At 34.5% G+C, this 25,442-nt stretch carries 28 protein-coding genes, 1 pseudogene and 1 riboswitch; of the genes and pseudogenes, 22 read left to right on the forward strand and 7 right to left on the reverse strand.

Annotated features, from left to right (window positions below; genetic code table 11):
- Positions 1–35 precede the first annotated feature (35 nt).
- The 5 genes from ACVQ8P_RS05380 (at position 36) to ACVQ8P_RS05400 (ending at position 6,714) form a co-directional block, all read left to right on the forward strand.
- Positions 36–2,201 carry a peptide cleavage/export ABC transporter gene (locus ACVQ8P_RS05380; RefSeq protein ID WP_462298041.1) on the forward strand — a complete coding sequence of 722 codons (2,166 nt, stop codon included), beginning with the start codon at positions 36–38 and terminating at the stop codon, positions 2,199–2,201.
- Positions 2,202–2,448: 247 nt separating this feature from the next.
- Complete coding sequence (gene glmU, locus ACVQ8P_RS05385) at positions 2,449–3,840, forward strand: bifunctional UDP-N-acetylglucosamine diphosphorylase/glucosamine-1-phosphate N-acetyltransferase GlmU (protein ID WP_462298043.1); 1,392 nt, start codon at positions 2,449–2,451, stop codon at positions 3,838–3,840.
- Between the two features lie 90 nt (positions 3,841–3,930).
- The gene (locus tag ACVQ8P_RS05390; protein ID WP_462298044.1) at positions 3,931–4,908 is read left to right on the forward strand and encodes a ribose-phosphate diphosphokinase; all 978 of its coding nucleotides are present in this window, start codon (positions 3,931–3,933) and stop codon (positions 4,906–4,908) included.
- A gap of 172 nt (positions 4,909–5,080) precedes the next feature.
- Positions 5,081–5,284, forward strand: a complete 204-nt coding sequence (locus tag ACVQ8P_RS05395) for a hypothetical protein (protein ID WP_462298046.1) — start codon at positions 5,081–5,083, stop codon at positions 5,282–5,284.
- Between the two features lie 248 nt (positions 5,285–5,532).
- Entirely contained in the window at positions 5,533–6,714 is a 1,182-nt protein-coding gene (locus ACVQ8P_RS05400; protein WP_462298088.1) for a class I SAM-dependent methyltransferase, read from the forward strand.
- A gap of 129 nt (positions 6,715–6,843) precedes the next feature.
- Here the strand turns inward: ACVQ8P_RS05400 and metK are convergent, their stop codons facing one another.
- Positions 6,844–8,031 (reverse strand): methionine adenosyltransferase, encoded by a 1,188-nt coding sequence (metK, locus tag ACVQ8P_RS05405; protein WP_462298047.1) that lies wholly within the window; start codon positions 8,029–8,031, stop codon positions 6,844–6,846.
- Positions 8,029–8,143: riboswitch (SMK box riboswitch) on the reverse strand. (Overlaps the previous gene by 3 nt.)
- 324 nt (positions 8,144–8,467) lie before the next feature.
- On the opposite strand from metK, the gene ACVQ8P_RS05410 reads away from it, so the two are divergent.
- Both ACVQ8P_RS05410 and ACVQ8P_RS05415 read left to right on the forward strand, forming a co-directional pair.
- A complete protein-coding gene (locus ACVQ8P_RS05410) occupies positions 8,468–8,647 on the forward strand; it encodes a hypothetical protein (protein WP_462298048.1) in 180 nt (59 codons plus the stop codon).
- Between the two features lies 1 nt (position 8,648).
- Positions 8,649–8,849, forward strand: coding sequence for a hypothetical protein (locus ACVQ8P_RS05415; RefSeq protein WP_462298049.1), 201 nt, complete (start codon positions 8,649–8,651; stop codon positions 8,847–8,849).
- A gap of 300 nt (positions 8,850–9,149) precedes the next feature.
- Here the strand turns inward: ACVQ8P_RS05415 and mscL are convergent, their stop codons facing one another.
- Entirely contained in the window at positions 9,150–9,596 is a 447-nt protein-coding gene (gene mscL, locus ACVQ8P_RS05420) for a large conductance mechanosensitive channel protein MscL (protein WP_462298051.1), read from the reverse strand.
- 386 nt (positions 9,597–9,982) lie between these two features.
- Here mscL and ACVQ8P_RS05425 point away from each other — a divergent pair, with 386 nt between their 5' ends.
- The 5 genes from ACVQ8P_RS05425 (at position 9,983) to ACVQ8P_RS05445 (ending at position 12,349) form a co-directional block, all read left to right on the forward strand.
- A complete protein-coding gene (locus ACVQ8P_RS05425; RefSeq protein ID WP_462298052.1) occupies positions 9,983–10,339 on the forward strand; it encodes a DUF3899 domain-containing protein in 357 nt (118 codons plus the stop codon).
- Between the two features lie 130 nt (positions 10,340–10,469).
- Positions 10,470–10,739: a hypothetical protein gene (locus tag ACVQ8P_RS05430; RefSeq protein WP_462298054.1), complete on the forward strand. Its 270-nt coding sequence runs from the start codon at positions 10,470–10,472 to the stop codon at positions 10,737–10,739.
- Positions 10,740–10,980: 241 nt separating this feature from the next.
- A complete protein-coding gene (locus ACVQ8P_RS05435) occupies positions 10,981–11,412 on the forward strand; it encodes a hypothetical protein (RefSeq protein ID WP_462298056.1) in 432 nt (143 codons plus the stop codon).
- Between the two features lie 25 nt (positions 11,413–11,437).
- The gene (locus ACVQ8P_RS05440) at positions 11,438–11,596 is read left to right on the forward strand and encodes a hypothetical protein (RefSeq protein WP_462298058.1); all 159 of its coding nucleotides are present in this window, start codon (positions 11,438–11,440) and stop codon (positions 11,594–11,596) included.
- 297 nt (positions 11,597–11,893) lie between these two features.
- Entirely contained in the window at positions 11,894–12,349 is a 456-nt protein-coding gene (locus ACVQ8P_RS05445) for a DUF5626 family protein (RefSeq protein WP_462298060.1), read from the forward strand.
- Here ACVQ8P_RS05445 and ACVQ8P_RS05450 read toward each other — a convergent pair.
- A complete protein-coding gene (locus ACVQ8P_RS05450; protein WP_462298061.1) occupies positions 12,346–12,807 on the reverse strand; it encodes a helix-turn-helix domain-containing protein in 462 nt (153 codons plus the stop codon). The two genes, ACVQ8P_RS05445 and ACVQ8P_RS05450, sit on opposite strands and share 4 nt — an antisense overlap.
- 205 nt (positions 12,808–13,012) lie before the next feature.
- On the opposite strand from ACVQ8P_RS05450, the gene ACVQ8P_RS05455 reads away from it, so the two are divergent.
- From ACVQ8P_RS05455 to ACVQ8P_RS05475, 5 genes are all read left to right on the forward strand, one after another.
- Complete coding sequence (locus tag ACVQ8P_RS05455) at positions 13,013–13,171, forward strand: hypothetical protein (RefSeq protein ID WP_462298063.1); 159 nt, start codon at positions 13,013–13,015, stop codon at positions 13,169–13,171.
- Between the two features lie 86 nt (positions 13,172–13,257).
- Positions 13,258–13,563, forward strand: a complete 306-nt coding sequence (locus ACVQ8P_RS05460) for a hypothetical protein (RefSeq protein ID WP_462298064.1) — start codon at positions 13,258–13,260, stop codon at positions 13,561–13,563.
- A gap of 46 nt (positions 13,564–13,609) precedes the next feature.
- Positions 13,610–14,017 carry a hypothetical protein gene (locus ACVQ8P_RS05465; protein ID WP_462298066.1) on the forward strand — a complete coding sequence of 136 codons (408 nt, stop codon included), beginning with the start codon at positions 13,610–13,612 and terminating at the stop codon, positions 14,015–14,017.
- A 133-nt stretch (positions 14,018–14,150) separates the two neighbouring features.
- On the forward strand, positions 14,151–14,879 hold the full coding sequence (locus tag ACVQ8P_RS05470) for a hypothetical protein (protein WP_462298067.1): 729 nt from the start codon (positions 14,151–14,153) through the stop codon (positions 14,877–14,879).
- Positions 14,880–14,918: 39 nt separating this feature from the next.
- Positions 14,919–15,164, forward strand: a complete 246-nt coding sequence (locus ACVQ8P_RS05475; RefSeq protein ID WP_462298069.1) for a hypothetical protein — start codon at positions 14,919–14,921, stop codon at positions 15,162–15,164.
- 62 nt (positions 15,165–15,226) lie between these two features.
- Here the strand turns inward: ACVQ8P_RS05475 and ACVQ8P_RS05480 are convergent, their stop codons facing one another.
- Both ACVQ8P_RS05480 and ACVQ8P_RS05485 read right to left on the reverse strand, forming a co-directional pair.
- The gene (locus ACVQ8P_RS05480) at positions 15,227–17,167 is read right to left on the reverse strand and encodes a glycoside hydrolase family 127 protein (protein ID WP_462298071.1); all 1,941 of its coding nucleotides are present in this window, start codon (positions 17,165–17,167) and stop codon (positions 15,227–15,229) included.
- A gap of 23 nt (positions 17,168–17,190) precedes the next feature.
- Entirely contained in the window at positions 17,191–18,567 is a 1,377-nt protein-coding gene (locus ACVQ8P_RS05485) for an MFS transporter (RefSeq protein WP_462298072.1), read from the reverse strand.
- 128 nt (positions 18,568–18,695) lie between these two features.
- On the opposite strand from ACVQ8P_RS05485, the gene ACVQ8P_RS05490 reads away from it, so the two are divergent.
- Together ACVQ8P_RS05490 and ACVQ8P_RS05495 are read left to right on the forward strand one after the other, a co-directional pair.
- Complete coding sequence (locus tag ACVQ8P_RS05490; protein WP_462298074.1) at positions 18,696–19,649, forward strand: helix-turn-helix transcriptional regulator; 954 nt, start codon at positions 18,696–18,698, stop codon at positions 19,647–19,649.
- A gap of 34 nt (positions 19,650–19,683) precedes the next feature.
- Positions 19,684–19,987 (forward strand): annotated as a pseudogene (locus ACVQ8P_RS05495) (type II toxin-antitoxin system Phd/YefM family antitoxin).
- Positions 19,988–20,045: 58 nt separating this feature from the next.
- Here ACVQ8P_RS05495 and yidA read toward each other — a convergent pair.
- Both yidA and ACVQ8P_RS05505 read right to left on the reverse strand, forming a co-directional pair.
- Positions 20,046–20,861 (reverse strand): sugar-phosphatase, encoded by an 816-nt coding sequence (gene yidA / locus ACVQ8P_RS05500; RefSeq protein WP_462298076.1) that lies wholly within the window; start codon positions 20,859–20,861, stop codon positions 20,046–20,048.
- Positions 20,851–22,218: an HD domain-containing protein gene (locus ACVQ8P_RS05505; RefSeq protein WP_462298077.1), complete on the reverse strand. Its 1,368-nt coding sequence runs from the start codon at positions 22,216–22,218 to the stop codon at positions 20,851–20,853. The genes yidA and ACVQ8P_RS05505 overlap by 11 nt, the downstream gene beginning before the upstream one ends.
- A gap of 181 nt (positions 22,219–22,399) precedes the next feature.
- Between ACVQ8P_RS05505 and ACVQ8P_RS05510 the strand changes: the two genes are divergently transcribed.
- From ACVQ8P_RS05510 to ACVQ8P_RS05520, 3 genes are all read left to right on the forward strand, one after another.
- Positions 22,400–22,840, forward strand: a complete 441-nt coding sequence (locus tag ACVQ8P_RS05510; RefSeq protein WP_462298078.1) for a YwiB family protein — start codon at positions 22,400–22,402, stop codon at positions 22,838–22,840.
- A gap of 44 nt (positions 22,841–22,884) precedes the next feature.
- Positions 22,885–23,484 (forward strand): DNA-directed RNA polymerase subunit delta, encoded by a 600-nt coding sequence (rpoE, locus tag ACVQ8P_RS05515; protein WP_462298080.1) that lies wholly within the window; start codon positions 22,885–22,887, stop codon positions 23,482–23,484.
- Positions 23,485–23,690: 206 nt separating this feature from the next.
- A complete protein-coding gene (locus ACVQ8P_RS05520; RefSeq protein WP_462298081.1) occupies positions 23,691–25,283 on the forward strand; it encodes a CTP synthase in 1,593 nt (530 codons plus the stop codon).
- The last annotated feature ends 159 nt before the right edge of the window (positions 25,284–25,442 follow it).

Here is a 25,442-nt window from a genome sequence, read left to right on the forward strand (position 1 = left end):
AATCTTAAAAAAAATATAAAAACAACTTAAAGAGGATGTTAATGTTATCTTATAAAAATACTTATGTTGCACAAGTTGATGAAATGGATTGTGGAGTAGCGGCTCTGTCGATGATTCTTAAATATTATGCTTCTTCTTATTCGCTAGCTTATTTGCGTCAAAAAGCTAAAACGGATCTAGAGGGTACTTCAGCTCTAGGTCTAATGAAAACTGCTGAAGACTTAGGCTTTGAAACTAAAGCAGTTCAAGCTGACATGAGTCTATTTGATGTGAAAAATGTACCGTTTCCTTTTATTGCTCATGTTTTAAAAAATGGAGAATTACTTCACTATTATGTTGTATTAAGTGTAGAACGCGATAAATTGTTAATTGCTGACCCCAATCCAACGGTTGGGGTTACAAAACTTAGTAAAGAAGAGTTTGCATCTGAATGGACAGGAGTTGTACTATTTATTTCGCCAAAGACAACGTATAAACCTGTTAAAGAAACTAAAAAGATTTCATTATTGTCATTTATTCCTGTTTTGTTAAAGCAGAAAAAATTAGTGATTAATATTTCTATAGCTGCTTTATTAATTATGGTTATTAGTATTTTGGGTTCTTATTTTCTTCAAACTGTAATTGATACTTATATCCCCAACAATATGCAAAGCACCTTAGCGATTGTTTCGCTAGGACTACTTGTTTTTTACGGCTTTCAATCAATGTTTACATATATCCAAAACTTTTTATTAGCGATTCTTAGACAACGGCTATCGATTGAAATTATTTTAAGTTACTTAAGGCATGTCTTTGAATTACCTATGTCTTTTTTCGCGACACGTAAAATTGGTGAAATTATTTCACGATTTAATGATGCAAATAAGATTATTGATGCACTTGCAAGTTCTATTATTTCAATCTGTTTAGATGTTACTATTGTTATGATTATGGGAATTATTTTGGTGGTTCAAAATAGTACCCTATTTTGGATTACTTTAATGGTTATTCCTGTTTATATTGCTGTAATTACTATTTTTGTTAAGCCATTTGAAAAGTTAAATCAAAAAGAAATGCAAAGTAATGCGTTGTTGAACTCATTAATCATTGAAGACCTTCATGGGATTGAAACGATTAAAGCGCTCAGCAGCGAAAATGAACGATACCAAAAAATTGATAATGCGTTTATTGATTATCTCAAAAAAAATTTTAACTACGTTAAAATAGACATTTTACAGCAAACTATTAAATTTTTTATTCAACTTAGTTTAGACTTAATTATTCTTTGGGTTGGGGCAATTATGGTTATCCATAGTCGACTATCTATTGGTCAGCTGATGACTTATAATGCTTTATTAGCTTATTTTGTGAATCCTTTACAAAATATTATTAATCTACAACCTAAGGTGCAAAGTGCTAAAGTAGCCAACAATCGACTGAATGAAGTTTATTTAGTTAATTCAGAGTTTACTGAAAATCGGCTAATTAAGAAGTCTGAACAACTAATGGGATTAATTGAGATTAAAAATGTCAGTTATTGTTATGGGTATGGCGAAAACGTCCTCGAACAAATCAATTTAGCAATTCAACCTGGCGAAAAGTTAACAATTGTTGGTATGAGTGGATCAGGAAAATCAACGCTTGTTAAATTATTGGTGGATTTTTTTCAGCCTGTAGAAGGGGAAATTACAATAAATCAACATAATATTAAGACTATTGATAAGAAAATTCTTCGTAAATTTATTAATTATATTCCTCAAAATCCTTATCTTTTTTCAGGAACTATTCTAGATAATTTAAGGCTTGGAAATCGGGCTAATATCGTTCTAGAAGACATCGTTAAAGCCTGTGAAATTGCTGAAATTAAGTATGATATTGAAAAAATGCCTTTACAATTTGAAACGTTACTGGATGAAGAGGGAAATACTTTATCCGGTGGTCAAAAACAACGATTAACGATAGCCAGAGCCATATTATCACCCGCAGAAGTGCTAATTTTTGATGAATCAACAAGTGGCTTAGATGCGATTACTGAAAGTCGGTTAGTTGAACATTTAATAGCATTAACCGATAAGACTATTATTTTTATTGCCCATCGGTTATCGATTGCGAGAAAGACAAATAATGTCATCGTTATGGAAAATGGTCGTATTATCGAAGCGGGATCACATGAAGCATTAATCGCAAAAAAAGGTACATATTATCAATTTATTAATGGTTAAGTTGGATAAACGTAAAATAGTGATTGAATATTTTTACATCTGAATAATGAATTTAAAAATAGTGGATCAGTCAATTTTTGAACTTCCACCTAATATAACAACTATCTTTAATAATTAACTACCATTTTTTCATAAATAGTGAACAAATGTATCTTAATTTAAGCTATTTGGCATGCCAGCTAATCTTGCAACACATGCGTGACTAAGCTATTATTAGAGAAGAATATAAATTGGAGGAGACTATCTAATGACAGTTGCTAAATATGCAATTATTCTTGCTGCCGGTAAGGGTACAAGAATGAAATCTAAACTATATAAAGTGTTACATCCGATTGCTGGACGGCCAATGGTTGACCACGTTTTATCGGAAATTGAAGCAAATAATATGGATGAAGTTGTCACAATTGTGGGACATGGTGCTGAACAAGTTGAAGAAACTTTAGGTGATCGCTCAGAATATGCACTTCAAGCAGAACAATTAGGAACGGGTCATGCGGTCCTTCAAGCAGAGAAAATTTTAAAAGATAAAGAAGGGATGACCATTATTGCTAATGGTGATACCCCATTATTGACTGCCAAAACATTTGGCGAATTGTTTGAATATCATAAAGAAAAAGGTGCTGCTGCTACTGTTCTAACAGCACAAGCAGAAGATCCAACGGGTTATGGTCGAATTATCCGTAATGACATTGGGATTGTCGAAAAAATTGTTGAACAAAAGGATGCTACTATCCAAGAAGCAAACGTTCAAGAAATCAATACGGGTGTTTACTGTTTTGATAACAAGACGTTATTTGCTGCTTTACACGAAGTGACAAATGATAACGCTCAAGGCGAATATTATTTAACTGATGTGATGGAAATCCTCAAAAAACAAGGTAAAATTGTCGCAGCTTACCGGATGAAAGATTTCTCTGAATCAATGGGTGTTAATGATCGAGTGGCTTTATCTGCTGCTACTAAGGTCATGCAACGTCGTATTAATGAAAAACATATGCGTAATGGGGTAACCTTGGTTGATCCTGAGAATACATACATTGAATATAATGTTAAAATTGGGTCAGATACAGTGATTGAACCAGGCGTTTACTTAAAAGGCAACACAGTGATTGGCGAAGATTGTTTCATTGGGGCCCATTCTGAAATTATCAATAGTATCATTCATGATAATGTAACTGTTACGGATTCATACCTTGAAGATTCTGAAATGGACACACAAAGTAACATTGGACCATACAGTCATTTACGTCCTGATGCACACATTGGTGAAGCTGTTCATATTGGTAATTTTGTGGAAATTAAAAACGCTTCTATTGGTAAGAGTACAAAGGTTGGTCATTTAACTTACGTTGGGGATGCAACTTTGGGCAAAGATATTAATGTTGGTTGTGGCGTTGTCTTCGTTAACTATGATGGTGTTAACAAGCACCATACCAATATAGGTGATCATTCATTTATCGGTAGTGGCTCTAACTTGGTTGCCCCACTTGAAGTAGGAAATCACGCATTTATTGCGGCTGGTTCAACTATTACAGATGATGTTGAGTCACATGATTTAGGTATTGCTCGTGGTCGCCAAGTGAATAAAAAAGGTTATTTTGATAAATTACCAGTTGCTCAAGCACCAGAAATTGATTAGTAAGCGAATTCTTATCGGATTTTAACTTGCAATTTACTTGATTAATATTTAAAATTTTAAGTAGGGAAAATTAAATAACTGGAGGCACATATGTCAGAACATTATTTTGATCCAAAGTTGAAAATTTTTGCTTTGAACTCGAATAAACCATTGGCTGAAAAAATTGCTGATGCTGTTGGTGTTAAATTAGGTAAAACCTCTGTAGATCGCTTTAGTGATGGTGAAATCAGAATTAATATTGAAGAAAGTATTCGTGGAGACCATGTTTACATTGTTCAATCAACGTCTGATCCGGTTAATGACAATATTATGGAATTATTAATCATGATTGATGCTTTGCGTCGTGCAAGTGCTAAGTCAATTAATGTCGTGATTCCTTATTACGGTTATGCTCGCCAAGATCGTAAAGCACGCTCACGTGAACCAATTACAGCAAAATTAGTTGCTGACATGTTAGAAAAAGCTGGCGCAACAAGAATTTTAGCCCTTGATTTACATGCTGCTCAAATTCAAGGATTCTTCGATATTCCAGTTGATCATTTGATGGGTGCACCTTTATTGGCTGATTACTTCTTAACTGAAGGATTAGATAAAGATGCTGTTGTTGTGTCACCTGATCATGGTGGTGTAACACGTGCTCGTAAATTAGCAGAATTCTTGAAGGCACCAATCGCAATCATCGATAAACGTCGCCCTAAAGCCAATGTTGCTGAAGTCATGAACATCATTGGAACTGTTGAAGGTAAACGTTGTATCTTGATCGATGATATGGTTGATACAGCCGGAACAATCACGCTTGCTGCGCAAGCTTTGATGGATGCAGGTGCAACTGAAGTGTACGCAAGTGCAACTCACCCTGTTTTATCAGGTCCAGCTGTTGAAAGAATTGCCAAATCACCAATTAAACAATTCATCGTAACCGATTCAATTCGATTACCTGAAGATAAAAAGATTGATAAGTTAGTTCAAATTTCAGTGGGTCAATTAATTGGGGATGCAATCACGAGAATTCATGAAAACAAACCAGTTAGTCCATTATTTAAAAATCGTTTCCACAACGAAAAATAGATTTTAGGAAGTTAGATGACGTCAGTTGTCTAACTTTTTTTGTATGGATTTTTAGACATTTGAAGTAGCTATATTTTAACAACACTAAATTATTGACGGGTAAAATAATCAAGGTTACAATAAAAATGTTTTAAGAGGGGTATTAGATTATATCTGAGAAGGGGATAATATGATGAAAAAAAGAATCTCTGTTTTCTTGGAAACAATAAAAGATAAACCAATTAAATGGTTTATGATAAAAATAGCTATGACACTTTGTATCTTGTGTGGATATGGTGGTGTCTTAGTAGAAAATGTTCCTTATCTACTAAGATATTATGTGGCCACAGGTTTTTTAATATTTTTAATAAGGTATGAAAAAAATATGAATTTATAGTCATTTAATTTTAAAAAATTGTACTAAAATTGATATAATAACGATGAAAAATTAAAGTTGGTATTTAATAAAAGTTTTTACTGGCCCTTCGTTAAATAGTATTAGTGGATATAGCTTAAACCCGATTATAGTAGGTTAGATGACGAAAGTTGTCTAACCTTTTTTATGTGAACTTAACATATGCATCAAAATTAAAAATGGCGTATAATAATCAAGATAATTCGGAAATTTGGAAAGGACCTAATGACATGCTAACAAAAACATTTTATAAAACATTTTTAAGCAAAACCTTTAATATTCCAGTTAAAGTGGTTTATTGGGATGGAACCAGTGACGTATATGGTGAAGGCGAACCACAAGTAACGATTACACTTCATGAGGCTATCCCTGTAAAAGAGATTACGCGTAATGCTTCGATTGCATTGGGTGAAGCTTACATGGATGGAAAAATAGAAATAGATGGTAGTATTCAACTGTTAATCAAGTCGGCTTATGAGAATGCGGGAAGCTTTTTCCATAATTCAAAATTCATTAAGTTCTTACCAAAACAAGGTCATTCAGAAAAAGATAGTAAAGATGATGTTCAAAGTCATTATGATGTCGGAAACGATTTTTACAAATTATGGCTTGATGACACCTTAACTTATTCTTGTGCTTACTTCACTAACGGTAACTATGATAATCTAGAACAAGCACAAATTGACAAGGTCGATCATATAATTACTAAACTTAACCCACAACCTGGTAAACGGTTATTAGATATTGGCTGTGGTTGGGGAACACTGATGTTACGAGGCGCTCAAAAATATGGGCTTAAGGTGACTGGTGTAACGCTAAGTCAGGAACAATATGATTTAGTTAATCAACGAATCAAAGATGAAGGCTTACAGAACGTGGCTGATGTACGATTAGTTGATTACCGTGAACTTGGTAATGAACAGTGGGATTATATTACTTCAGTTGGTATGTTTGAACATGTTGGCGCAGAAAACCTTGGGGAATATTTCAAAGATATTAACCGTTATTTAACTGATGATGGGGTTGCCTTAATTCATGGAATTACACGTCAACAAGGTGGCGCAAACAATGGTTGGATTAATAAATATATATTCCCAGGTGGCTATGTACCTGGATTAAATGAAATGGTTACAAATATTATTAGTAATGATATGCAACTGTTTGATGTTGAAACGCTACGTCGTCATTATCAACGTACTTTGGAACTTTGGAGTCAAAACTTTTTGGCACAACGAGATAAAGTTGAAGAACTAGAAGGTGTTCGATTTACACGCATGTGGGACCTATATCTACAAGCTTGTGCAGCGTCATTTGAATCTGGAAATATTGATGTTATGCAGTTCTTAATGACTAAAGGAACTTCAGGACAGACATTACCAATGACTCGTGATTACATGTATGAAACTAAATAGTTAAGATAAAAGGGCAGTACAATTAAATTTGTACTGTTTTTTTGTGGATTTAAATGGTATAAAAAAGCTCAGTTATTTGTAGGATTTCAAATAACTGAGCTTTAAATTTATTAAGTTAGTGGCTTGAGTTTAGCCTAATTCTGCTTTTAATGCATCAATTTTGTCTAAATGTTCCCAAGGTAAATCAATATCTGTTCGACCAAAATGACCGTATGCAGCAGTTTGTTTGTAGATAGGTCGTTTTAAATCTAACATTTGGATAATACCAGCAGGTCGTAAATCAAATACCTTGCGGATTGCAGCGGTTAAATCTGATTCTTTAACGTTGCCAGTTCCAAATGTATCAACTGAAATTGAGACAGGTTTGGCCACACCAATTGCGTAGGCTAACTGAACTTCGACTTTAGAAGCGTAGCCAGCTGCAACAATATTTTTGGCAATATATCTAGCGGCGTAACTAGCAGAACGATCAACTTTCGTTGCATCCTTACCTGAGAAAGCCCCACCACCATGATGAGCAGCCCCACCATAAGTATCCACAATTATTTTACGTCCCGTTAAGCCAGCATCTCCTTGTGGCCCACCAATAACAAAGCGGCCAGTTGGGTTAATGAAATACTTTGTTTGATCATCTAGGTACTTCGCAGGAATAACGTCGTTAATAACGTGTTCGATAACGTCTTTTCGAATTTGTTCTAATGAAACATCTGGATCATGTTGTGTACTAATAACAACAGTATCAATACGATCAGGAATGTTGTTTTCATTATATTCAATAGTAATTTCAGCTTTGGCATCTGGACGGAGATAAGCTAATTCCCCAGATTTGCGTAAATGAGCCATACGTTGCATTAATTTATGGCTTAATGAACTGGCTAATGGCATCAATTCAGGTGTTTCATCAACGGCGTAACCAAACATTAAACCTTGGTCACCGGCGCCAATTTGGTCAAGTGGATCAACACCACCTTCGCGGCGTTCAATAGCATCGTCAACACCTTGAGCAATATCAGGTGATTGTTCATCTAATGCGACTAATACGGCACAAGTATCACCATCGAAGCCATATTTGGCATTCGTATAGCCAATTTCTTTAATGGTTTCACGAACGACATGTTGAATATCAACATAGGCGGTCGTAGAAATTTCACCGAAGACCAGTACTAAACCGGTCGTTACTGAAGTTTCACAAGCGACACGTGCTTCTGGATCTTGTGTTAAAATGGCATCCAAAATGGCATCACTAATTTGATCTGCAATTTTATCTGGATGGCCTTCTGAAACTGATTCTGATGTAAATAAGTGTCTTTCTGACATCTTTAATTCCCCCATTAATTTTAGAACAATTTTCATGTTCTTATTTTGCGGTTACGAGGTATCTTCACGTCACATGACAGTGAATCCTATCGGGAACTAACCTATAACAGTAATCATCCTAGCATAAAATGGCTAAATTAATCAAGTACGATAGGTAATAATAGTCTTTTAATATGGAATTTGATGACAAAAAAACCGCCAGTCCGGGGAGACTGACGGAAAAAGGAGTAGAATAAGTAATTCCAGGGGAGAAATGACTTATTTATTAACTTAATTTGTTCGGGGAAACAAATTAAAATTTAAAAGTTGTTATTTAAGGTATGAATATATAATAACAATCAGTTGTGAAGAAATTGTGACGTAAAAAAGAAAAAACAAAAGTAATTTATTAATTACTTGTTGTGATAAAATAATTATTATTTGAAAGGAGAACATCATGATTCTAGAAAACCTATTTTGGGTAGTATTTATTTTATTTATTATTAGCTGTTTAGTATTTAGTGTTCAAATAAGGAAAGAAACACAAAAAATGGTTAAATTAAATAAAGAAATGAAAAATAAAAAGCACAAAATTATTGAGTTATTAGATGATTTGGATAGAGAGGCTGGTAACTAATATGAGTTACGATGACATTTTATTTTCATATAGCGCATTATTGATAGGAAACATGCTATTAATCTTTGTTTTCATTTTTGCACTGATTAAATTATATCTTTCAATAAATAAGTCAGTCAACAAAGCTCGTGAAGATGCGCAAAAAAATATCGCAACATATGATCGTATACAGAAACGATTAGAAGAATTAAAAGATAAATAGTTAACGCCTAATTGAAAGGCGTTGACTATTTTTTCACAAAAAAACCGCCAGTCCGGGGAGACTGACGGAAAAAGGGTAGGATAAGTTATTTCCGGGGAGAAATGACTTATTTGTTAACTTAATCTATTCGGGGAAACAAATTAAGTTTTAAAAGTTATTATTTAAGGTATGAATATATAATAACAATCAGTTGTGAAGAAATTGTGATGTAAAAGAGAAAAATGTGTATCATTCGTCATATAATAAAAAGCTTAATTTCGATTAAACACCGAAATTAAGCCATTGTTAGCAATTATTTATTTAATCTTCTTTGGCGATTTTTTCTTCAATCTTTTTAGATGCTTCTCGAGGCAAGTCACTATTTCTTTCAGCTAATAAGTTCCGAATATCTTTTAAATATTCTTCTGTAGGTGTTAATGAGACCTCTAAATTTTCATCTTCTTGGCTAGATTTGCTGGTTGCATTTCTGAGCGCTGTGATTCCTTTGAGTAGCATGAAAATAACAAATGCAATGATTACAAAGTTGATGACATCGTCTAAAAATTGTCCGATTTTGAAAGTTGTATCACCGATTGTGAGTACAATTCCTGACAAATCAACCTTACCGACAACAAGTGCAATGATAGGGCTGATGATGTTAGTTGTGAAAGATTTAACGATTGTTGTAAATGCGCCACCAATAATAACAGCGACTGCTAAATCCATCACATTCCCACGAGTGATAAAATCTCTAAATTCCTTTAACATGTTTGATGAGTCTCCTTTAATTTGTTTAACTTGCCTTTTAAATTATAACGGATTTGAAGGCATAAGTGAACTAGAAATTGTGAGTTGGCAGGGATGAATGCGCTGATGTTCATAATTTTAATAAAAAGTCATTAAAGCGTTAGCGATGTGCTAAAATATAAATTATAAAGATGAGCTTGATGCTCAAAATGTAGATTTAGAATCTTTTGATAGTGAAAACATAAATTTCAGATTAAAAAAATTAATACGCGTTTATCGAGATGTATATGAATATGATTTGGGTCCTACACTAGCATCACAAAAATTATTAGATCATGATTATTAAAAATAAAATCAGTGTAGTATAATCTAAGTTAAAATTAAAAGTGAGCAAGGAGCTAACTGATATGAATCAGATCAAAAGAAATGTGTCACTTTTAATAAGTGGACTTGTTGCAATTATCGCGATTGTTTGGATTCGTGCTGGCGGGAATAGCTTGTTTATATCGAATGCTTATTTCTACATAGGAATTATTTTAATTCTATTAGGAGTTATTCTCATTTTAAGTCAGGCACAATTGTTTGCTGGCTGGTTTAAACGTCGAGACAAAGGTGAATCTAAAGAAGATTATGCTGAACGTAAAATAGATGTTCGAAGTGTGGGTAGTAAAAAGAATCGACCTCTTAAAATATCACCATTTATGCGGGGATGTTTTATTGTTGGGACTGTGATGATTGTGGTTGCTGTATTTGTGACAATTTAAAACAGCTATAAAATGGCCATTTAGAAGTCGATGTAAAGCAATAGATGCGGAATGCAAGCAATGGTTGCCCCTCCTATTATGACTAGACGTGTATACTGAAAAGGAGAAATGAAGGTTAGGAGGTTTAACTATGATGAGAGATGATATTGTAGGGTGGTTATTACCCATTGTATTGATTATTAACAGTTTTATACCTAAATCATATCAAAACTGGGTTTTTATTAAATTTGGGATGTATCGATATCTTATTATTGTACCGATGTTTGGCATTGTTTTAGCGATGCTTTGGAGTGATGCTCGACCACTCGTTCCGATAATGACACTTATCTCAATAGTTGCTATTTATTGGGATTGGCGAACGATGCAGAAGATAAAAAAAAGATGCGAAGTAAATTTTTAAATTGATGATAAATAGATTTTATAAAAGCACTGCCTTTTGTGGCAGTGCTTTTTTGATGACCTTTTAAATGGCTTTAAATCAATAATTTGACGTCGATGTAAAGTAATCTTTACATATTTGCAAGCAATAATTGCTCTCTATCGGGATGACTAGATATGTATACTGAAAAAGTAGAAATAAAAAATTTGGAGGTTTTACAATGAAAAAAGTTTTCAATTTAATAATGCTAGCTATCGTTACTATGATAATAGGAGGAATTATTGCACCAACTATTGCCAATGCTAGTATTACACAAAGTAATCAAGAAGAGAATCAAGCGGTTAAAAAACTTGATAGTTCGGTAGAACGTAAAAAGGCATATCTAATTGAGAATTATAATCTCACTGAATCAGATTTAAATAATGAAAATGTTATTGAGTTGTATAATATTGTTAATCCTCGTACTCGTATTGGTGCAACAACGGTAGCTAAAGCTTTTCTTAAAGTATGGCATAAATTACCAAAAAAAATAAGGAGAACAATTCTTAAAGTAACAACTATGGGTGGTTTTTTGAAGGCTATTGATCATTTTACTGGGACTGAATACCATATAATATATTCAGCATTGAGATATGTTGGTATGTCCAAGAATGTTTCTAATTGGGGAACTAAAATTATAACATTCTTTATGTGAAAGTTGATAATTAGGAGGGGAAATTTTGAAACGAAAATTAATGATTTTTTTCTTTGTTGGTATAGGAATTATGCAGTGTGCCTTTGCAATTTTTGATAATTATGACCTTTTTCATAAAATTGGGGAATTGTTTATGGGCTTATTAGCACTTTTTATTGGTTATGTAACCTACGATGAGAGATGATATAGGACCATTACTCGTGGGATTGGCGAACGATGCAGAAGATAAAAAAAGATGTGCAGTAACGGTTTAGATTGATGATAGATATATTTTATAAAAGCACTGCCTCTTGTGGCAGTGCTTTTTTGATGTACTTTAAAATGGATTTAAATCAATGATTTGACGTCAATGTAAAGTAATCTTTACATATTGCAAGCAATAATTGCTCCTATATTGAGGGGGAATTGTTGTATTCTGAATATGCATCAGATGGAATGGATATTCCATTAAAAAAATATGAAAGAGAGGGATAGTTATATTATGAAGAGAATAGTAGTTAGTATTTTAGGAATTCTTTTTTTAGTTATGGTAACAAGTCAGACAGTTAGCGCAAGTGACACTAATAATGCAATGGGGTCATATGATTTATCTGTTGGAGGAACAAAAACGTATAGCGACGTTGATAGCAATGGAGAACAAGTTGAGCTGAGTATCCAAGAAGACTTAGATTTTACGCAATTAGCAAATAAGACCTACACAATAACTAAAAAAGGTTATGGATGGCGTGTTTCGTATAAAATAAAAGTTAGTGGTAATAAAATTATGAGTGCTACAAATTTAAAAGCTGTTGCAACATTAGGAAGTTTTAAGTCGGAATCTTTAAGGCAATTAAGTAGTAAAAAAGTACAGTGGAAGGCTACTCATAGTTGGGGAATTTTTACTCGAAACATTTCATGTTCCTCAATAATTAAGGGTGGTAAATTGACCATCAGTTAATAATAACTAGTAGTACCCCAATTAAATGAATCAGATATAAAGCTGTAACCAACGCACAAGTTATAAATAATCGCAATAATACAAAAAAAGTAAATAGCTTTATAAAAAGCGTTAGTAGATTTATTAGTCCAAATGATCAGTGGCGCAATGATGAGGCCTACAGGCGCAATTAAGAATGAAAGACAAGTTAATAATAATAGTAGTAATCCTTCGTCTTTTGGCTTTTCAGTAACTTGGTTAGTCGTGTTTTTTGATGAAGGCACTCCGTCATTAATAAGTTCATCTAAAGAACGATTATAGATAGTACTTAATAATTTAAGTGTGTCAATATCAGGCGTACTTTTCCCGTTTTCCCATTGTGAGATGGTTTGTCTTGAAGTATGTAGTTGTTTAGAGACGTCGGTTTGAGATAATCCCGATTCATGACGTGCCTGTTTGAGTTGTTGATAGAGTGCCATTTTATTTCCTCCAATTGTTATATCTAATAGTAGCATAACCCGGGAAAAGTACAATAGTATGGAAAGTTTACATATTGTATGCTAAATATTAGTGCTTAGAGTATTAATTGTTGTGCCATTTTTACAAGGTATGGCGTATATTTAAATTGAAGGTCACCATAAGTAGCCTTTCTGCGTGATAGTAATAAATTGAGGAGATAATAGTATGAAAATTTTTGTCATTATTATAGTTGTTTTGGGGTTTGCTGTAGGAGCCTATTTTGAAGGTGGCGGTTTTGCGACCAATAGTGGTTCATTATATAAAAAATATAAAGAATCAAATTTATCTTTAAAGGATTTTATACGAGTGCTATTTAAAAGGTGATTGAGATGAATTTTGCATTAAGTGCTAATAATAAAGTGTTTGTTATGGTGCTATATGATTATCAGTTTTAAAGGAGGGTTCTAGCAATGAAAAAAATAACTATAGAATTATTAGCAACGCTAGGGATCCAAATAGTTCCCTTTATATTTATTATCAATGGAGCCATCAATAGAAACGGATTGGGAATAAATAACGGCGATGGGTTACTCCTTTTAGGTGTTATACTACTGGCTTTAATCGGTATTATATATGTGTTCACGTATGGACTAAATATCATTATTATAGGATATGAGCAGCGACCAATTCCAAAGTATAAATACTTTTTATTAGCCTATTGGGTGTTGGTTATTATTAGTATTTATCTTTATTTGAAATCTAGAAATTTCTTTTAAACGGATTGATTGGTACATTATACTAAGAGAAAAGAGGAATTTTAAAATGAATTTAAGTAAAAAAGTAGGTGAATGGATACTGCGTTTTGCACTTCTTTTCATGGGATGTGCTTATGGTTATCTAATTTATACAAGTATGGTGATAAATGGACATTTAGTCACACTTTCAACTTATTTTGGTGGAACACTGTCTGATAGATTTCAAGTAATTATGGTAGTTTTACAAGGTATTTTATTCGTTATATTAGGAGTAATGCCTACACGATATTTACAAAAATTTTGGAAACATTATTTTATTAGTGCAGTTGTGATATTGTTACTTGCACTATCAGGGATGTTAGGCTTATTGTCGATACTTTATATAGGGCAATTAATGATTGTTGTAGGAGTGGAATGGCTAATTACGTTAGGTTTTTTGTTTGTTGTAAAAGGTGACATAGAAGCAGAAGGGTAATCGAACATTTGATGTAAATGATTTAATTCTTAATAGTATCGGATATTTATTCGGATACCTGCTTTTAAAGTTAGTGCAATTAAAAAGAGCGTCATATAAGCAGTCCAAGCGATGAAGAGGAGAAATAACAAGCATGCGACAATTATTTGTAAATGCGCTATTTAAAAGTTTGTTTTTTTGTGGAGGTATCTATCTAGTAGCAGCCGGTGTTAGTTCAAATGAAATGGGCAGTATTTTAAGACATTATGGAATTGTGGGCAATGTCTTTTTGGTAGCTAATATCTTAGTCCTTCTATTTTTGGCGATAACTAAAAAAACGATGATTATGAAATGTTGGAAATCTCTTATGATAGTCACTTTAATTGTAACGATTCCAGTAATGTTCATGTTGTTAGGTAATTCGATATATAGGATTTTTTTTAGTGCAGAAATGTTTCTGATGATATTCTATTTAGCATTACATGAGAGGGATGCACCAAGTGTTCACTTTAAGCTTTGGGAGTTATGTCAAATCATCGGGAGCTATATTTATCGATTGCTCCTGCTTGGGTTGTCACTATGGATTATTGTTAATTATTTAGGATCTCTCAATGAATTTTCGAATGAAAATTTATATAATCAATTGTTGATTACACTTATGTTAGTAAATGGACTGGTTCTTTTGTTTTTAACAGTAGTACCTGTGCGGTATGTTGCGAAATATTGGAAGTCGTTTTCGATAGGCAGTATACTATTAATTGTAATCTCGATAGGGACATCTAGCGATGATAGCTTTATGATGGAAATGTATATAGGAGAATTAGTGCTAGTGGCTATATTCTTGTGCAGCGCGTATATTGAAAAAAATAAAAATCTTAGATAGGAATTATTATGAAAAAAATTTATATCGGATAATTACTGGATGAAATGGTTTGGTGCGGTTAGTATCGTATTAATTTTGGTTGCGCCATGGTTAGTAGCCGAATATCCAGCTCTTGATTTTTGGTTATCTGGTGCTGGCATCATGGAAATATGCACTTATATTGGAGTTTTACCATTTTTTCAAAAAAATTTTGGCTACACTTTATTAGGTGTTTTACTGATGTGCTTATTATCAATATTCGCTATAATTTATACTATAGCCGTATTTATGCTTTTAAAAGTTTAATTAGAAAAGCCACAAAAAAAGCTTTCCATTATCATAAATGGAAAGCTTTTTTTGTGGCTTTATTAGTGATTTAACCAAACTGACATTTGACCATCATCACGATTTGCCCAAGCATAGTAAGGAATCAAAGTCAGGCTTGTTTCAATATCGTTTGGTTTTTGATATTCAGCATACAAAGCTTGATCAGTCTTGATTTCGCTTCGTTTTGCTTTAGCCTTGACTTGAACGACACCATTGAGCAACGTTTCTTGAAAACTTGATTCAAGAGGACTCTCCACAGCAACGCGATATTTCCATAGAGGGGCCTCATTATCGACTTCTTCTGCACAATAGACAATTGGACCACGTTGGACGCTAACTTTACCAAAATCATAACGAACTAATTCATTAGCTTGCATAAATTTAGCACTCATATCGAGCGTCAATTGGATATCTAACTCAGTTCCGTCAATAGTAAAGTAAATAAATCCATCTTGTAGGTCGCTTTTAATAGGGCTACCGTTCACAGTAACTTGGTAGTTGGCTTGTGACCAACCTGGAATACGAATTCCAAATTTAAATGTCTGACTGTTAGGGTTTGCCAGATGATATTGAATGTCGCCATCCCATGGGAAATTATTAGTTTGTTCAATTGTAATGCCGTTATCAAATTCCGCTTTATTAGCGATGAATTGATCAGATAAAATAACGTTATCTGTTTCATGATAGATATAGGTATCCACTGAAGCAATTAATCTGGCTACGTTGCTTGGACAACAAGCACAACCAAACCAATCCGCACGTTGCGTTAGAACATGATTTCTTGAAGGATTATTTTTTGAAATCACTGGATCGGCTTCGAGTGGGTTAACATAAAAGAAATGTTTCCCATCCAATGACATGCCACTTAAAGTGCCATTAAAGAGTTCTTTTTCTAGAACGTCACCGTATTCACCTTTAGCTTCAATACCTAGCATTTGTTTAGCGAAGAAGGCCATGCCGACAGAAGCACACGTTTCACCATACATGGTATCGTTTGGAAGATCATAATCATAGGTAAATGCTTCGCCTATGTTAGTTGAACCGATGCCACCAGTAATATACATCCGTTTTTGGACGATATCATTCCAGAAGCGATGGCAGGCAGCTAATAATTCTTTGTCGCCAGTTTCTCGTGCTAAGTGTGCCATTCCGGTACATAGATAGACGACTCTAACGGCATGACCTTCAGCGGTTTCTTGATCAATGATAGGCTCTCCTGCTTGATAATAAGCATCTGGAAAGCTTTTCATCCCATCAATTAAGTCATTATCAAGGCCATCCAGTTTAATTTGATCATCAAAAAATTCTGGGTCTTGACCTCGTTGATTAATAAAAAATTGTGTTAAGGCTAGGTATTTTGACTCCTGTGTTTCATCATATAAACGCATTAAAGCGAGTTCGATTTCTGGATGACCATCCCCGCCATGGATTTTGCCAGCTGATAATCCAAAATGATTATCAATGCAATCTGCCATTTTAATGGCTATATCAAGGGCTTTTTTATTCCCAGTTGCTTGATAATAGGCAATTCCAGCTTCGATATAGTGACCCATTGTGTACAATTCATGAGACTGTTTTAAGCGTTTGAACTTTCTTTCAGGGGCATCGATTTGGAAAAAGGTTGATAGATACCCATCTTCATCTTGTGCTTCAGCAATTAAATCAATTAAATTATCAGTGATTTCACGTAAATTAGCATCTGGATGATAATTAAAACTGTATGCGGCAGCTTCTAACCATTTATAGACATCTGTATCTTGAAAAGGATAACCAAAGTGATGACCAGTTTCTTGACCTGCAGCAATCTTTAAGTTAGCAATTGCATGACTATTTTTTGAATCAGCTTCATTGCCACCTGGTTCATGGGCAATATCAATATCGGCTTCATCATTCATAACTGCCCATTGATAGGGTAAGACTTCTTTAACAATTAATTCTCGATAGCGACGCCAAAATGAAGAGGTGATTTCAATTTTTTTCATAGTAAATTCTCCTAAAAAATTATTTAAATGGATGTTGCTCGTTTTGCTAAATCGGCTTTAACGACTGATTCATGTTTTTCGTATTTACGGTATAGTAACATTGGAATAATGCCCAGTGCAAAGATAATCATAGGTAACCAAATGAATGAGAAGCTAATGGCACCTAATGAGGCAGTCGTTTGCGTTTGGTCAGCACGGTAGCCAAATGCATTCATAATCATTGATGGAATGAAGCCACCGATACCAGCCCCCATTTTAATACAGAACGAACTCCCAATAGCAGTTAGGAATCCACTTGCTCGAATGCCATTTTTCCATTCACCGTAATCAACTGTATCGCCAACCATTTGGAAAAATAATGAACAAGCAATACCACTACCAATATTAGCAATACACCAGAAAATAATCATCATTGTCATGCTAGAGTGAGAAAAGGCTAAGCCAATCTGACCCACTGAAGCAATGGCAAATCCTAAAATCGTACTCCCGTACTTATTGAATATTTTAACCAAGTAGGGAATCATAGCCATACCCAATACTTGGATAATTGAGATGCCATTAAAGACTGAAATGAGGTTTTTATCGCCAACATTATATTGGAAGTAATAAGCAAGTGTTGAAGTCCGACTTGTTAACCCCATCCAGAATAGAATATTAGCTATGACAACTAAAACCCAAGGCCAATTTTTCTTAGCAGCCTTGAAACTTTCCTTGATTGGAATTGATTTAATACGTTCGATATTTTTTTCACGCATATCCCAAAAGGCAATGACCAGTAAGATAACGGCAACAATGGCATAGATACCGACGGCCATTGACCAACCTTTACTAGAATTACTACTCCCGCCTAATAAAGTGGCTAGGGGTAAAATGAACGTGATAGCTAAGAAGTTCCCAACATTGCCACCAATCATACGGAACGTATTGGCAATTGTTCTTTCGTTGGTGTTAGAAGTTAAATTGGGTAAAACAGCGGTAATAGGCGTTGACATCCCTGTATAAGCAATTCCTGCTAAAATATAAACGATCCCAGCATACCAAAACCTGGCGTTACCTGTGAATCCAAAATTAGTGAATAATAGCCATACAAAGATAGCGAAGGGGGCTGCCATCCATAAGAACCAAGGACGACTTTGACCATATTTACTCTTGGTATGATCAATAATGATCCCCCAAATAGGTGCATCAAAAGCATCAAAGAAACGTGCAACTAATAGAATAATACCCGCTGCGGCAACAGAAAGTCCTAATACTTCTGTGAAATAATATAATGCAAAACTACTAATGATACAATAGAGCAAGTTACCAGACATGTCTGTAAAGGCATAGGTAATTTTTCTATGAAAGGGTAACTCTGCTTTTGGTTCTAAATGATTGCTAGCTACTTTATTATTATCCATTGTTTCCTCCACCTTTTATGTTATTTATTGAATAACTAAATTGTAACCGTTTGCAAACGCGTTAAAAATACCTTAAGATGGAGAATAAGTGGATAAATCCGACTTGTTGAAAAAGGGATGGTGTTAATATGTATGCAATTAATTTAAACAAGCCAATTTTATTTTATAAATCAGGGGAATTTACTTCAAAACCCGGATGGACGCATAAAAAAATGCATCATGACCGTGATTTTGAATTGATTCTATGTATTCAGGGGACATTAGAATTGAAAATTGATGGTCAGCAGTTAATGGTGCATGAAAATGAATGTTTATTATTGCCACCCAATGTGACAATTCAGGGTAGTCAACCCGCAACTGACAAAATAGATTTTTACTGGGTCCATTTTTTTGCTAGTTGGAAAGACTTACCTTTACAGGCATCATCTATTCAATTAGCACTTCCAAAAATAAGACATCATCAATTTACGCAGGAATTAAATGATTTAGTTTTATTGCCGAAATTATTTAAGCTGGATAATGCAAATGGGATTGTTATCTTGATTAACCAATTATTAAATACAAATAATTCCTATCATTATAGTCAGCATTCATGTGATTGTTTAATTCAAACGATTCTTATTGAGTTAAGTAATATTTATTTAACGTCATTATCTAACAAGACTGATAAATCAACGTTACTCACAAACAAAATAATTGAATGGATTAGAGCTAATATGAGTAGTACAATTTCAGTGCAATCAATTGCTGACCATTTTGAGCTTAATCCGGATTATTTAACGCGAATTTTTAAACGTGAACAACATGGCAATCTCCGCAGTTACTTAATTAATTTAAAACTAGAAGTAGCTAAAATCTTATTAATTAAGACAACCTTATCAGTGAACCAAATTTCAGACTTAGCTTATTTTAATGACCCTAAAAATTTTATGCGGATGTTTAAACAGCAGACGTTAATGACTGCTTCTGAGTACCGCAAAATTCATAGTAATACGCATCTGAATAATCCAAATGTTGATCCATCTATTCCGATTCCTCAAGAAATTGAAGTTAAATTGGACCTTTTGAGGAATGATTTTTAATTCGTTATTATAAGCACATATATAAGTCGATAAAATGGGGAAAATTATTAATCCAATTAAAGCTAGAACAAATTTATTTTCACTTATAAAAAATGCCAATAGAGACGCTATGCCCGTCATTATTTCAGGTGCTGATGGATACCCGTAGTGCTGTTTTAATGGGTAAGAGAGATTATGATACAATGCAAGAAACAATGAACTTGGTTATAAATGGTCAACATCGTGTTGTTTATACGATTGATAAAGAAACGAAAACGGTTGAGATTTATTCTTGTTGGGCACATTGTGAAGGTGGAACACTTAATCTGAATGGTAAGTCTAATTCACAACGAAACTAGAAATAAAAAAAGCTCCAGAAAAGTTAGACAAATCTAACTTTTCTGGAGCTTTTAATTTTTAATCTTTCAATGCATATTTTTGAATAGCTTTAGCAACACCTAACTCAACGTTAGTAGCAGTAACTGCTTGAGCGCTATCTTTAACTTCTTGAATGGCGTTACCCATGGCAACACCAAAGCCAACAGCTTGAATCATTGATAAATCGTTACCTTGATCACCAAGTGCCATGACCTCTTCTTTTTTGAAACCTAATTTGTCAGCTAAGCCCATAACGGCACTACCTTTGCTAGCATTTTTGTTTAGGATTTCTAAGAAATAAGGTTCACTTTGAACATAGTAATAATGATCAGTAATTTTTGTAGGTAAGTCGTTAACAACACGAGAAATAACTTCAGGATAATCGACATACATCATTTTTGAAATCACAATGTCTTTAGCCATTTCTTCAGGTTTACGGAATCGAAGTGGCATTTGTACCAAGAAAGATTCAGCAACGGTGTATTCACTAATATCAGCATTAGCCGTATACATTAATTTTTGATCTTCAGCATGGGCGTGAACGTTTAACTCACGACTTGTTTCTTCAAGTAGATAATAATCATTAATATCTAAAGTATGATGAATTAAACTTTCACCGGAACCAGATACTTGAACTAAAGCACCATTAAAGGTGATAACGAAATCATCATCTGTCGTTAAATCAAGTTTTTCTAAGTATTTTGTGACCCCAGTTAAAGGACGTCCAGTACAAAGAACGACTTTGATACCGGCAGCTTTAGCGGCTTTAATGGTGGCGATAGTTTCTGGGGCGATTTCTTTTTGGTCATCAACGAGTGTACCATCGATATCGATGGCTATTAATTTAATTGTCATGTTGTGTGATCTCCTTTGGATGAATTAAGTGGTCATTATTAATGTAGCTTCTGAACTGGGTATAAATGTCAGCAAATAAATCATTTTCTGATTTTAATAATTCTCTTGGGAAAAAGAAACGGCGATCGCCTGAAACTTTTCCGGTAATTGAAGCCACCAAGGCACTCACGCTAGATAATTCAACGAGTGAGCCATCGGCTTGAGCTAATTCAATTTGGGTACGGGGTTTATCTTGGGTTGGATCATACGCATCGTAAGGTAAATCATAACTATCATTTTCTGCCATATAATACGTAGGTTGGAAGCCGGCTGATTCAATTAAATTCGCTAATGTAGGCAATAAATCAGCTGTCTCTTCGTCAAATTTGATTGATTTAAATGGTTTGCGGTCCAGGAAACGAACGGCTAAATCACTTAGAATCGTATCAGAATTTTGACGCCATTCCGTGAAATAAGTTGTTAAAACACCGTCATCTAATTGTAAGTAATCGTTCAATGAAAAGTCATTTTCAAAAAGTGGAATCAATAATTTAGGTGAATCTTCAGCGCTTAACCGGTTATTTTCATATAGGTATTTAGCGCGATTCAATAAATGACTTAAAATAACTTCCATCGATCGAGAAATGGGATGAAAATAGACTTGAACGTACATCTGGAAACGACTCACAATATAATCCTCAACGGCGTGCATCCCGTTAATATCAAAGGCAATGCCACCTTTATAAGGACGCATGACACGTAAAATACGCGTCAGGTCAAACGTGCCATAATTCGTACCTGTATAGTAAGAATCACGTAATAAGTAATCCATTCGATCCGCATCAATTTGACTTGAGATTAATTGGACAACTTGCGGATTCGGATAGGTTTTTTGGATAACACTGGCCACTTTTGCTGGGAAATCAACAGAAACTTGGGTTAACACGTGATTAATTTCAGTTGATGGGTCAGTTAGAATTTGTGCGGTAATGGCTTCGTGGTCTGTTTTAAAAATATGCTCAAAAGTATGTGAGTAAGGGCCATGGCCAATATCATGGAGCAGTGCAGCGCATAGGGCGACTAATTTTTCAGAATCATCCCATAGACCGTCACCAGCTTCTTTAGTTGGATAGTTCCGTTGGAAATTATCACAGATTCGACGGGTAATTTCGTAGACGCCTACGGAATGTGTGAAACGAGAATGTTCAGCGCCGTGGAACGTTAACGAAGTTGTTCCAAGTTGTTTAATCCGACGTAAACGCTGGAATTCTTTCGTATTAATTAAATCTAAAATAACTTGGTGTTGCACATAAATGTAATCGTGAATTGGATCACGTAACACTTTTTCTCTAGCGAGTAATGGCGATTGTTCGAGCATTAGAAATCCCTCCTCGAAAATTTAGATGTTAACTATCAGGTGTAAATAAATTCGTAATACTTCTATTATAACGAATATCTGTGGGTTAGTCATGAAATAATGATGAATAATAGGTAACGACATTTATTTGAATCTAAGTTATAATACAATGGAACAGCAAGGCAATGGAGGAATCGATCATATGGCGATTACATTAGATAAACAAATTGCAATTCATTTGGAAACAATCAAAACGCAAGAAGGCGAAGTGGAGCGCTATGTCATTGAAACGACAGGGCAACTTGTTCGTTTGGGTGACGGAATGTACATCCGGTATAAAGAAGAGGAAGACGAATCTGGCGAAAGCACCCCAGTCACATTTAAATTACAAGATGATGGTGAAATTCAATTGACGCGAGAAACTGATGCCATACGAACAAAATTAATATTTTTGGCTAAACAAAAAATTAATGGCGTTTATAAAACAGCGTATGGCCGCATGCCGATTGAAATTGAAACAATTCGACTAAAAAGTCAGTTAAAAGATCAACCAATTTCAGGTGCAATTGAGATTGATTATCGCTTAACAACCAATGGTGAATTATTGGGTGACTATAATATACGATTGCAATTTACAGCATAAAAATGTATGATTAAGAGTAGACTTTTTGAAAGGACGTGTGCTAGTTGGAGCTTAAACAATTCGATGGCCAAAATAGAGACGAGTTATCAATGATTGAGGTTGCTCATGCAATCCTATCGCAACATGGTGACGTCATGGGTTTTGCTGACCTAACTAATGAAATCCAGACATATCTTGGTAAAAATGATTTAGAAGTGAGAGATCGCTTATCACAATTTTACACAGATTTGAATGCGGATGGTAGTTTCATTTCACTTGGAGAAAACTTATGGGGATTACGTTCATGGTATCCCTTTGATTCAATTGATGAAGCTGTTGCCCATGTGGAAGACGAAGATGATGAAGATCGTCCTAAACGTAAAAAACGCAAGAAGGTTAATGCTTTCTTAGCAGATGTCGCCGACGATGATGACGTTATCGATTACAATGATGACGATCCTGAGGATGACGATTTAGATGCAACTTATGAAGATGACACAGATGATACAGATGGCGATTCAGAAATCAAAGGTTACGATAAAGATTTAGACGAAATAGCAGATGACAGTGATTCTGATGATGAGGAAGAATTGCCAGAAGGTATTGAAGATCAATTATCTGAAATATCAGATGATGATACAGATGACGACGAGGAAAATAATTAAAAGGACTTGACGATTTCGTCAAAACCCTGTAATATATTTTTTGGGCGCCTCGCAGGTTTTTCTTGCGAGGACAAACGCACGGTTGATACAAGCTCCCTACACTGAGTAAATTACTCAGCTTAGGGAGCTTGTTGTTTTTTATAGTAATAATGAGCAGGCCATAAACACATAATCCCCACACAAATTAAACCCAAAGGAGATTCATAATGACCAAATATATTTTTGTTACAGGTGGCGTTGTTTCGTCAATTGGTAAAGGGATTGTTGCAGCATCTCTTGGCCGTTTATTAAAGAATAGAGGCTTAAAGGTAACTATTCAAAAGTTCGATCCCTACATTAACGTGGACCCAGGTACAATGAGTCCCTATCAACATGGGGAAGTTTTCGTAACAGATGATGGTACAGAAACTGATTTAGATCTTGGTCATTATGAACGTTTTATTGATATTAACTTAAATCAATATTCAAACGTGACGACTGGTAAAATTTATTCAGAAGTTTTACAAAAAGAACGTCGTGGTGATTATTTGGGTGCAACAGTTCAAGTTATTCCACATATCACAAATACAATTAAAGAAAAAATCATGCGCGCTGGAACGACAACAGATTCAGACGTTGTGATTACTGAAATTGGTGGGACTGTTGGGGATATTGAATCATTACCTTTCCTTGAAGCATTGCGTCAAATGAAAGCTGATGTTGGTTCTGAAAATGTAATTTATATCCATACAACATTAATCCCATATTTAAAAGCTGCTGGTGAAATGAAAACAAAACCCACACAACATAGTGTTAAAGAATTACGTGGATTGGGTATTCAACCAGATATGTTAGTTGTCCGTACAGAACAACATATCTCACAAGACATGCGTAATAAATTAGCTAATTTCTGTGATGTTGAACCAGATGCTGTTATTGAATCAATGGATGTGGATACGTTATACACGATTCCTTTGGCATTACAAAAACAAAAAATGGACCAAATTGTTGTTGATCATTTGAAATTAACAACACCAGAAGCAGATATGACAGAATGGCAAGCACTTGAAACGAAAGTTTTAAACTTGAAGAAAACCATCAATATCGCGCTTGTTGGTAAATACGTGAAATTACCAGATGCTTATATTTCTGTTGCTGAGGCCTTGAAACATGCAGGATATACAGTAGATGCTGATGTTAAGATTACGATGGTCGATTCTGAAAAATTAAATGAAAGTAACGTTGTTGAAACGTTGCAAAATGCTGATGGAATCATCGTTCCTGGTGGATTCGGTAACCGTGGACTGGAAGGCATGATTCTTTCAATCCAATATGCGCGTGAAAACAATGTGCCATTCTTGGGCGTTTGTCTTGGTATGCAAATGGCATGTATTGAATTTGCACGTAACGTGGTTGGCCTTCAAGGGGCTCATTCAACAGAAGCTGTTCCAGAAACACCATACAACATTATTGATTTGATGACAGATCAAGAAGATGTTGAAGATATGGGTGGGACACAACGTCTTGGGTTATATCCATGTAAATTAAAACCAGGAACTGTTGCTGCCGCAGCTTACAATAATCAAGATGTGATTCAAGAACGTCACCGTCATCGTTATGAATTCAATAACGAATACCGTGAACAACTTGCTGATAAAGGCTTAGTTTTTGCCGGCACATCTCCAGATAACCGTTTAGTTGAAGTTGTTGAAATTCCAGAAAATAAATTCTTCGTAGCAGCTCAATACCATCCAGAATTCTTATCAAGACCACAACGTCCAGAAGGCTTATTCCAAGCTTTCGTGAACGCTACGGTTTAATAATTAAATTTAAAAGAGAGACTAACAATTTGGGCTCTTCGTCAACTGTTGTTGGTGAAATTGTCATTGAGAAATCTGTTATTTGATAACAGGTTTCTTTTTTTGCTTAAAATTTAATTGTACTCAAAATACGTAAACGATACTGGCTAAAATTTTTAA

It is taken from the genome of Dellaglioa sp. BT-FLS60 (genome assembly GCF_054941065.1).

What these genes read in the sequence shown, in the direction of transcription:
- metK (WP_462298047.1), bottom strand. Translation starts at nt 8,031, where the DNA reads ATGTCAGAAAGACACTTATTTACATCAGAATCAGTTTCAGAAGGCCAT.
- ACVQ8P_RS05490 (WP_462298074.1), top strand. Translation starts at nt 18,696, where the DNA reads ATGTATGCAATTAATTTAAACAAGCCAATTTTATTTTATAAATCAGGG.
- ACVQ8P_RS05520 (WP_462298081.1), top strand. Translation starts at nt 23,691, where the DNA reads ATGACCAAATATATTTTTGTTACAGGTGGCGTTGTTTCGTCAATTGGT.
- ACVQ8P_RS05475 (WP_462298069.1), top strand. Translation starts at nt 14,919, where the DNA reads ATGAAATGGTTTGGTGCGGTTAGTATCGTATTAATTTTGGTTGCGCCA.
- ACVQ8P_RS05460 (WP_462298064.1), top strand. Translation starts at nt 13,258, where the DNA reads ATGAAAAAAATAACTATAGAATTATTAGCAACGCTAGGGATCCAAATA.
- ACVQ8P_RS05435 (WP_462298056.1), top strand. Translation starts at nt 10,981, where the DNA reads ATGATAATAGGAGGAATTATTGCACCAACTATTGCCAATGCTAGTATT.
- ACVQ8P_RS05450 (WP_462298061.1), bottom strand. Translation starts at nt 12,807, where the DNA reads ATGGCACTCTATCAACAACTCAAACAGGCACGTCATGAATCGGGATTA.
- ACVQ8P_RS05505 (WP_462298077.1), bottom strand. Translation starts at nt 22,218, where the DNA reads ATGCTCGAACAATCGCCATTACTCGCTAGAGAAAAAGTGTTACGTGAT.
- ACVQ8P_RS05485 (WP_462298072.1), bottom strand. Translation starts at nt 18,567, where the DNA reads ATGGATAATAATAAAGTAGCTAGCAATCATTTAGAACCAAAAGCAGAG.
- yidA (WP_462298076.1), bottom strand. Translation starts at nt 20,861, where the DNA reads ATGACAATTAAATTAATAGCCATCGATATCGATGGTACACTCGTTGAT.
- ACVQ8P_RS05390 (WP_462298044.1), top strand. Translation starts at nt 3,931, where the DNA reads ATGTCAGAACATTATTTTGATCCAAAGTTGAAAATTTTTGCTTTGAAC.
- ACVQ8P_RS05430 (WP_462298054.1), top strand. Translation starts at nt 10,470, where the DNA reads ATGATGAGAGATGATATTGTAGGGTGGTTATTACCCATTGTATTGATT.
- ACVQ8P_RS05480 (WP_462298071.1), bottom strand. Translation starts at nt 17,167, where the DNA reads ATGAAAAAAATTGAAATCACCTCTTCATTTTGGCGTCGCTATCGAGAA.
- ACVQ8P_RS05410 (WP_462298048.1), top strand. Translation starts at nt 8,468, where the DNA reads ATGATTCTAGAAAACCTATTTTGGGTAGTATTTATTTTATTTATTATT.
- glmU (WP_462298043.1), top strand. Translation starts at nt 2,449, where the DNA reads ATGACAGTTGCTAAATATGCAATTATTCTTGCTGCCGGTAAGGGTACA.
- ACVQ8P_RS05455 (WP_462298063.1), top strand. Translation starts at nt 13,013, where the DNA reads ATGAAAATTTTTGTCATTATTATAGTTGTTTTGGGGTTTGCTGTAGGA.
- ACVQ8P_RS05425 (WP_462298052.1), top strand. Translation starts at nt 9,983, where the DNA reads ATGAATCAGATCAAAAGAAATGTGTCACTTTTAATAAGTGGACTTGTT.
- ACVQ8P_RS05465 (WP_462298066.1), top strand. Translation starts at nt 13,610, where the DNA reads ATGAATTTAAGTAAAAAAGTAGGTGAATGGATACTGCGTTTTGCACTT.
- ACVQ8P_RS05395 (WP_462298046.1), top strand. Translation starts at nt 5,081, where the DNA reads ATGAAAAAAAGAATCTCTGTTTTCTTGGAAACAATAAAAGATAAACCA.
- mscL (WP_462298051.1), bottom strand. Translation starts at nt 9,596, where the DNA reads ATGTTAAAGGAATTTAGAGATTTTATCACTCGTGGGAATGTGATGGAT.
- ACVQ8P_RS05400 (WP_462298088.1), top strand. Translation starts at nt 5,533, where the DNA reads ATGCTAACAAAAACATTTTATAAAACATTTTTAAGCAAAACCTTTAAT.
- ACVQ8P_RS05415 (WP_462298049.1), top strand. Translation starts at nt 8,649, where the DNA reads ATGAGTTACGATGACATTTTATTTTCATATAGCGCATTATTGATAGGA.
- ACVQ8P_RS05510 (WP_462298078.1), top strand. Translation starts at nt 22,400, where the DNA reads ATGGCGATTACATTAGATAAACAAATTGCAATTCATTTGGAAACAATC.
- ACVQ8P_RS05380 (WP_462298041.1), top strand. Translation starts at nt 36, where the DNA reads ATGTTAATGTTATCTTATAAAAATACTTATGTTGCACAAGTTGATGAA.
- ACVQ8P_RS05470 (WP_462298067.1), top strand. Translation starts at nt 14,151, where the DNA reads ATGCGACAATTATTTGTAAATGCGCTATTTAAAAGTTTGTTTTTTTGT.
- ACVQ8P_RS05445 (WP_462298060.1), top strand. Translation starts at nt 11,894, where the DNA reads ATGAAGAGAATAGTAGTTAGTATTTTAGGAATTCTTTTTTTAGTTATG.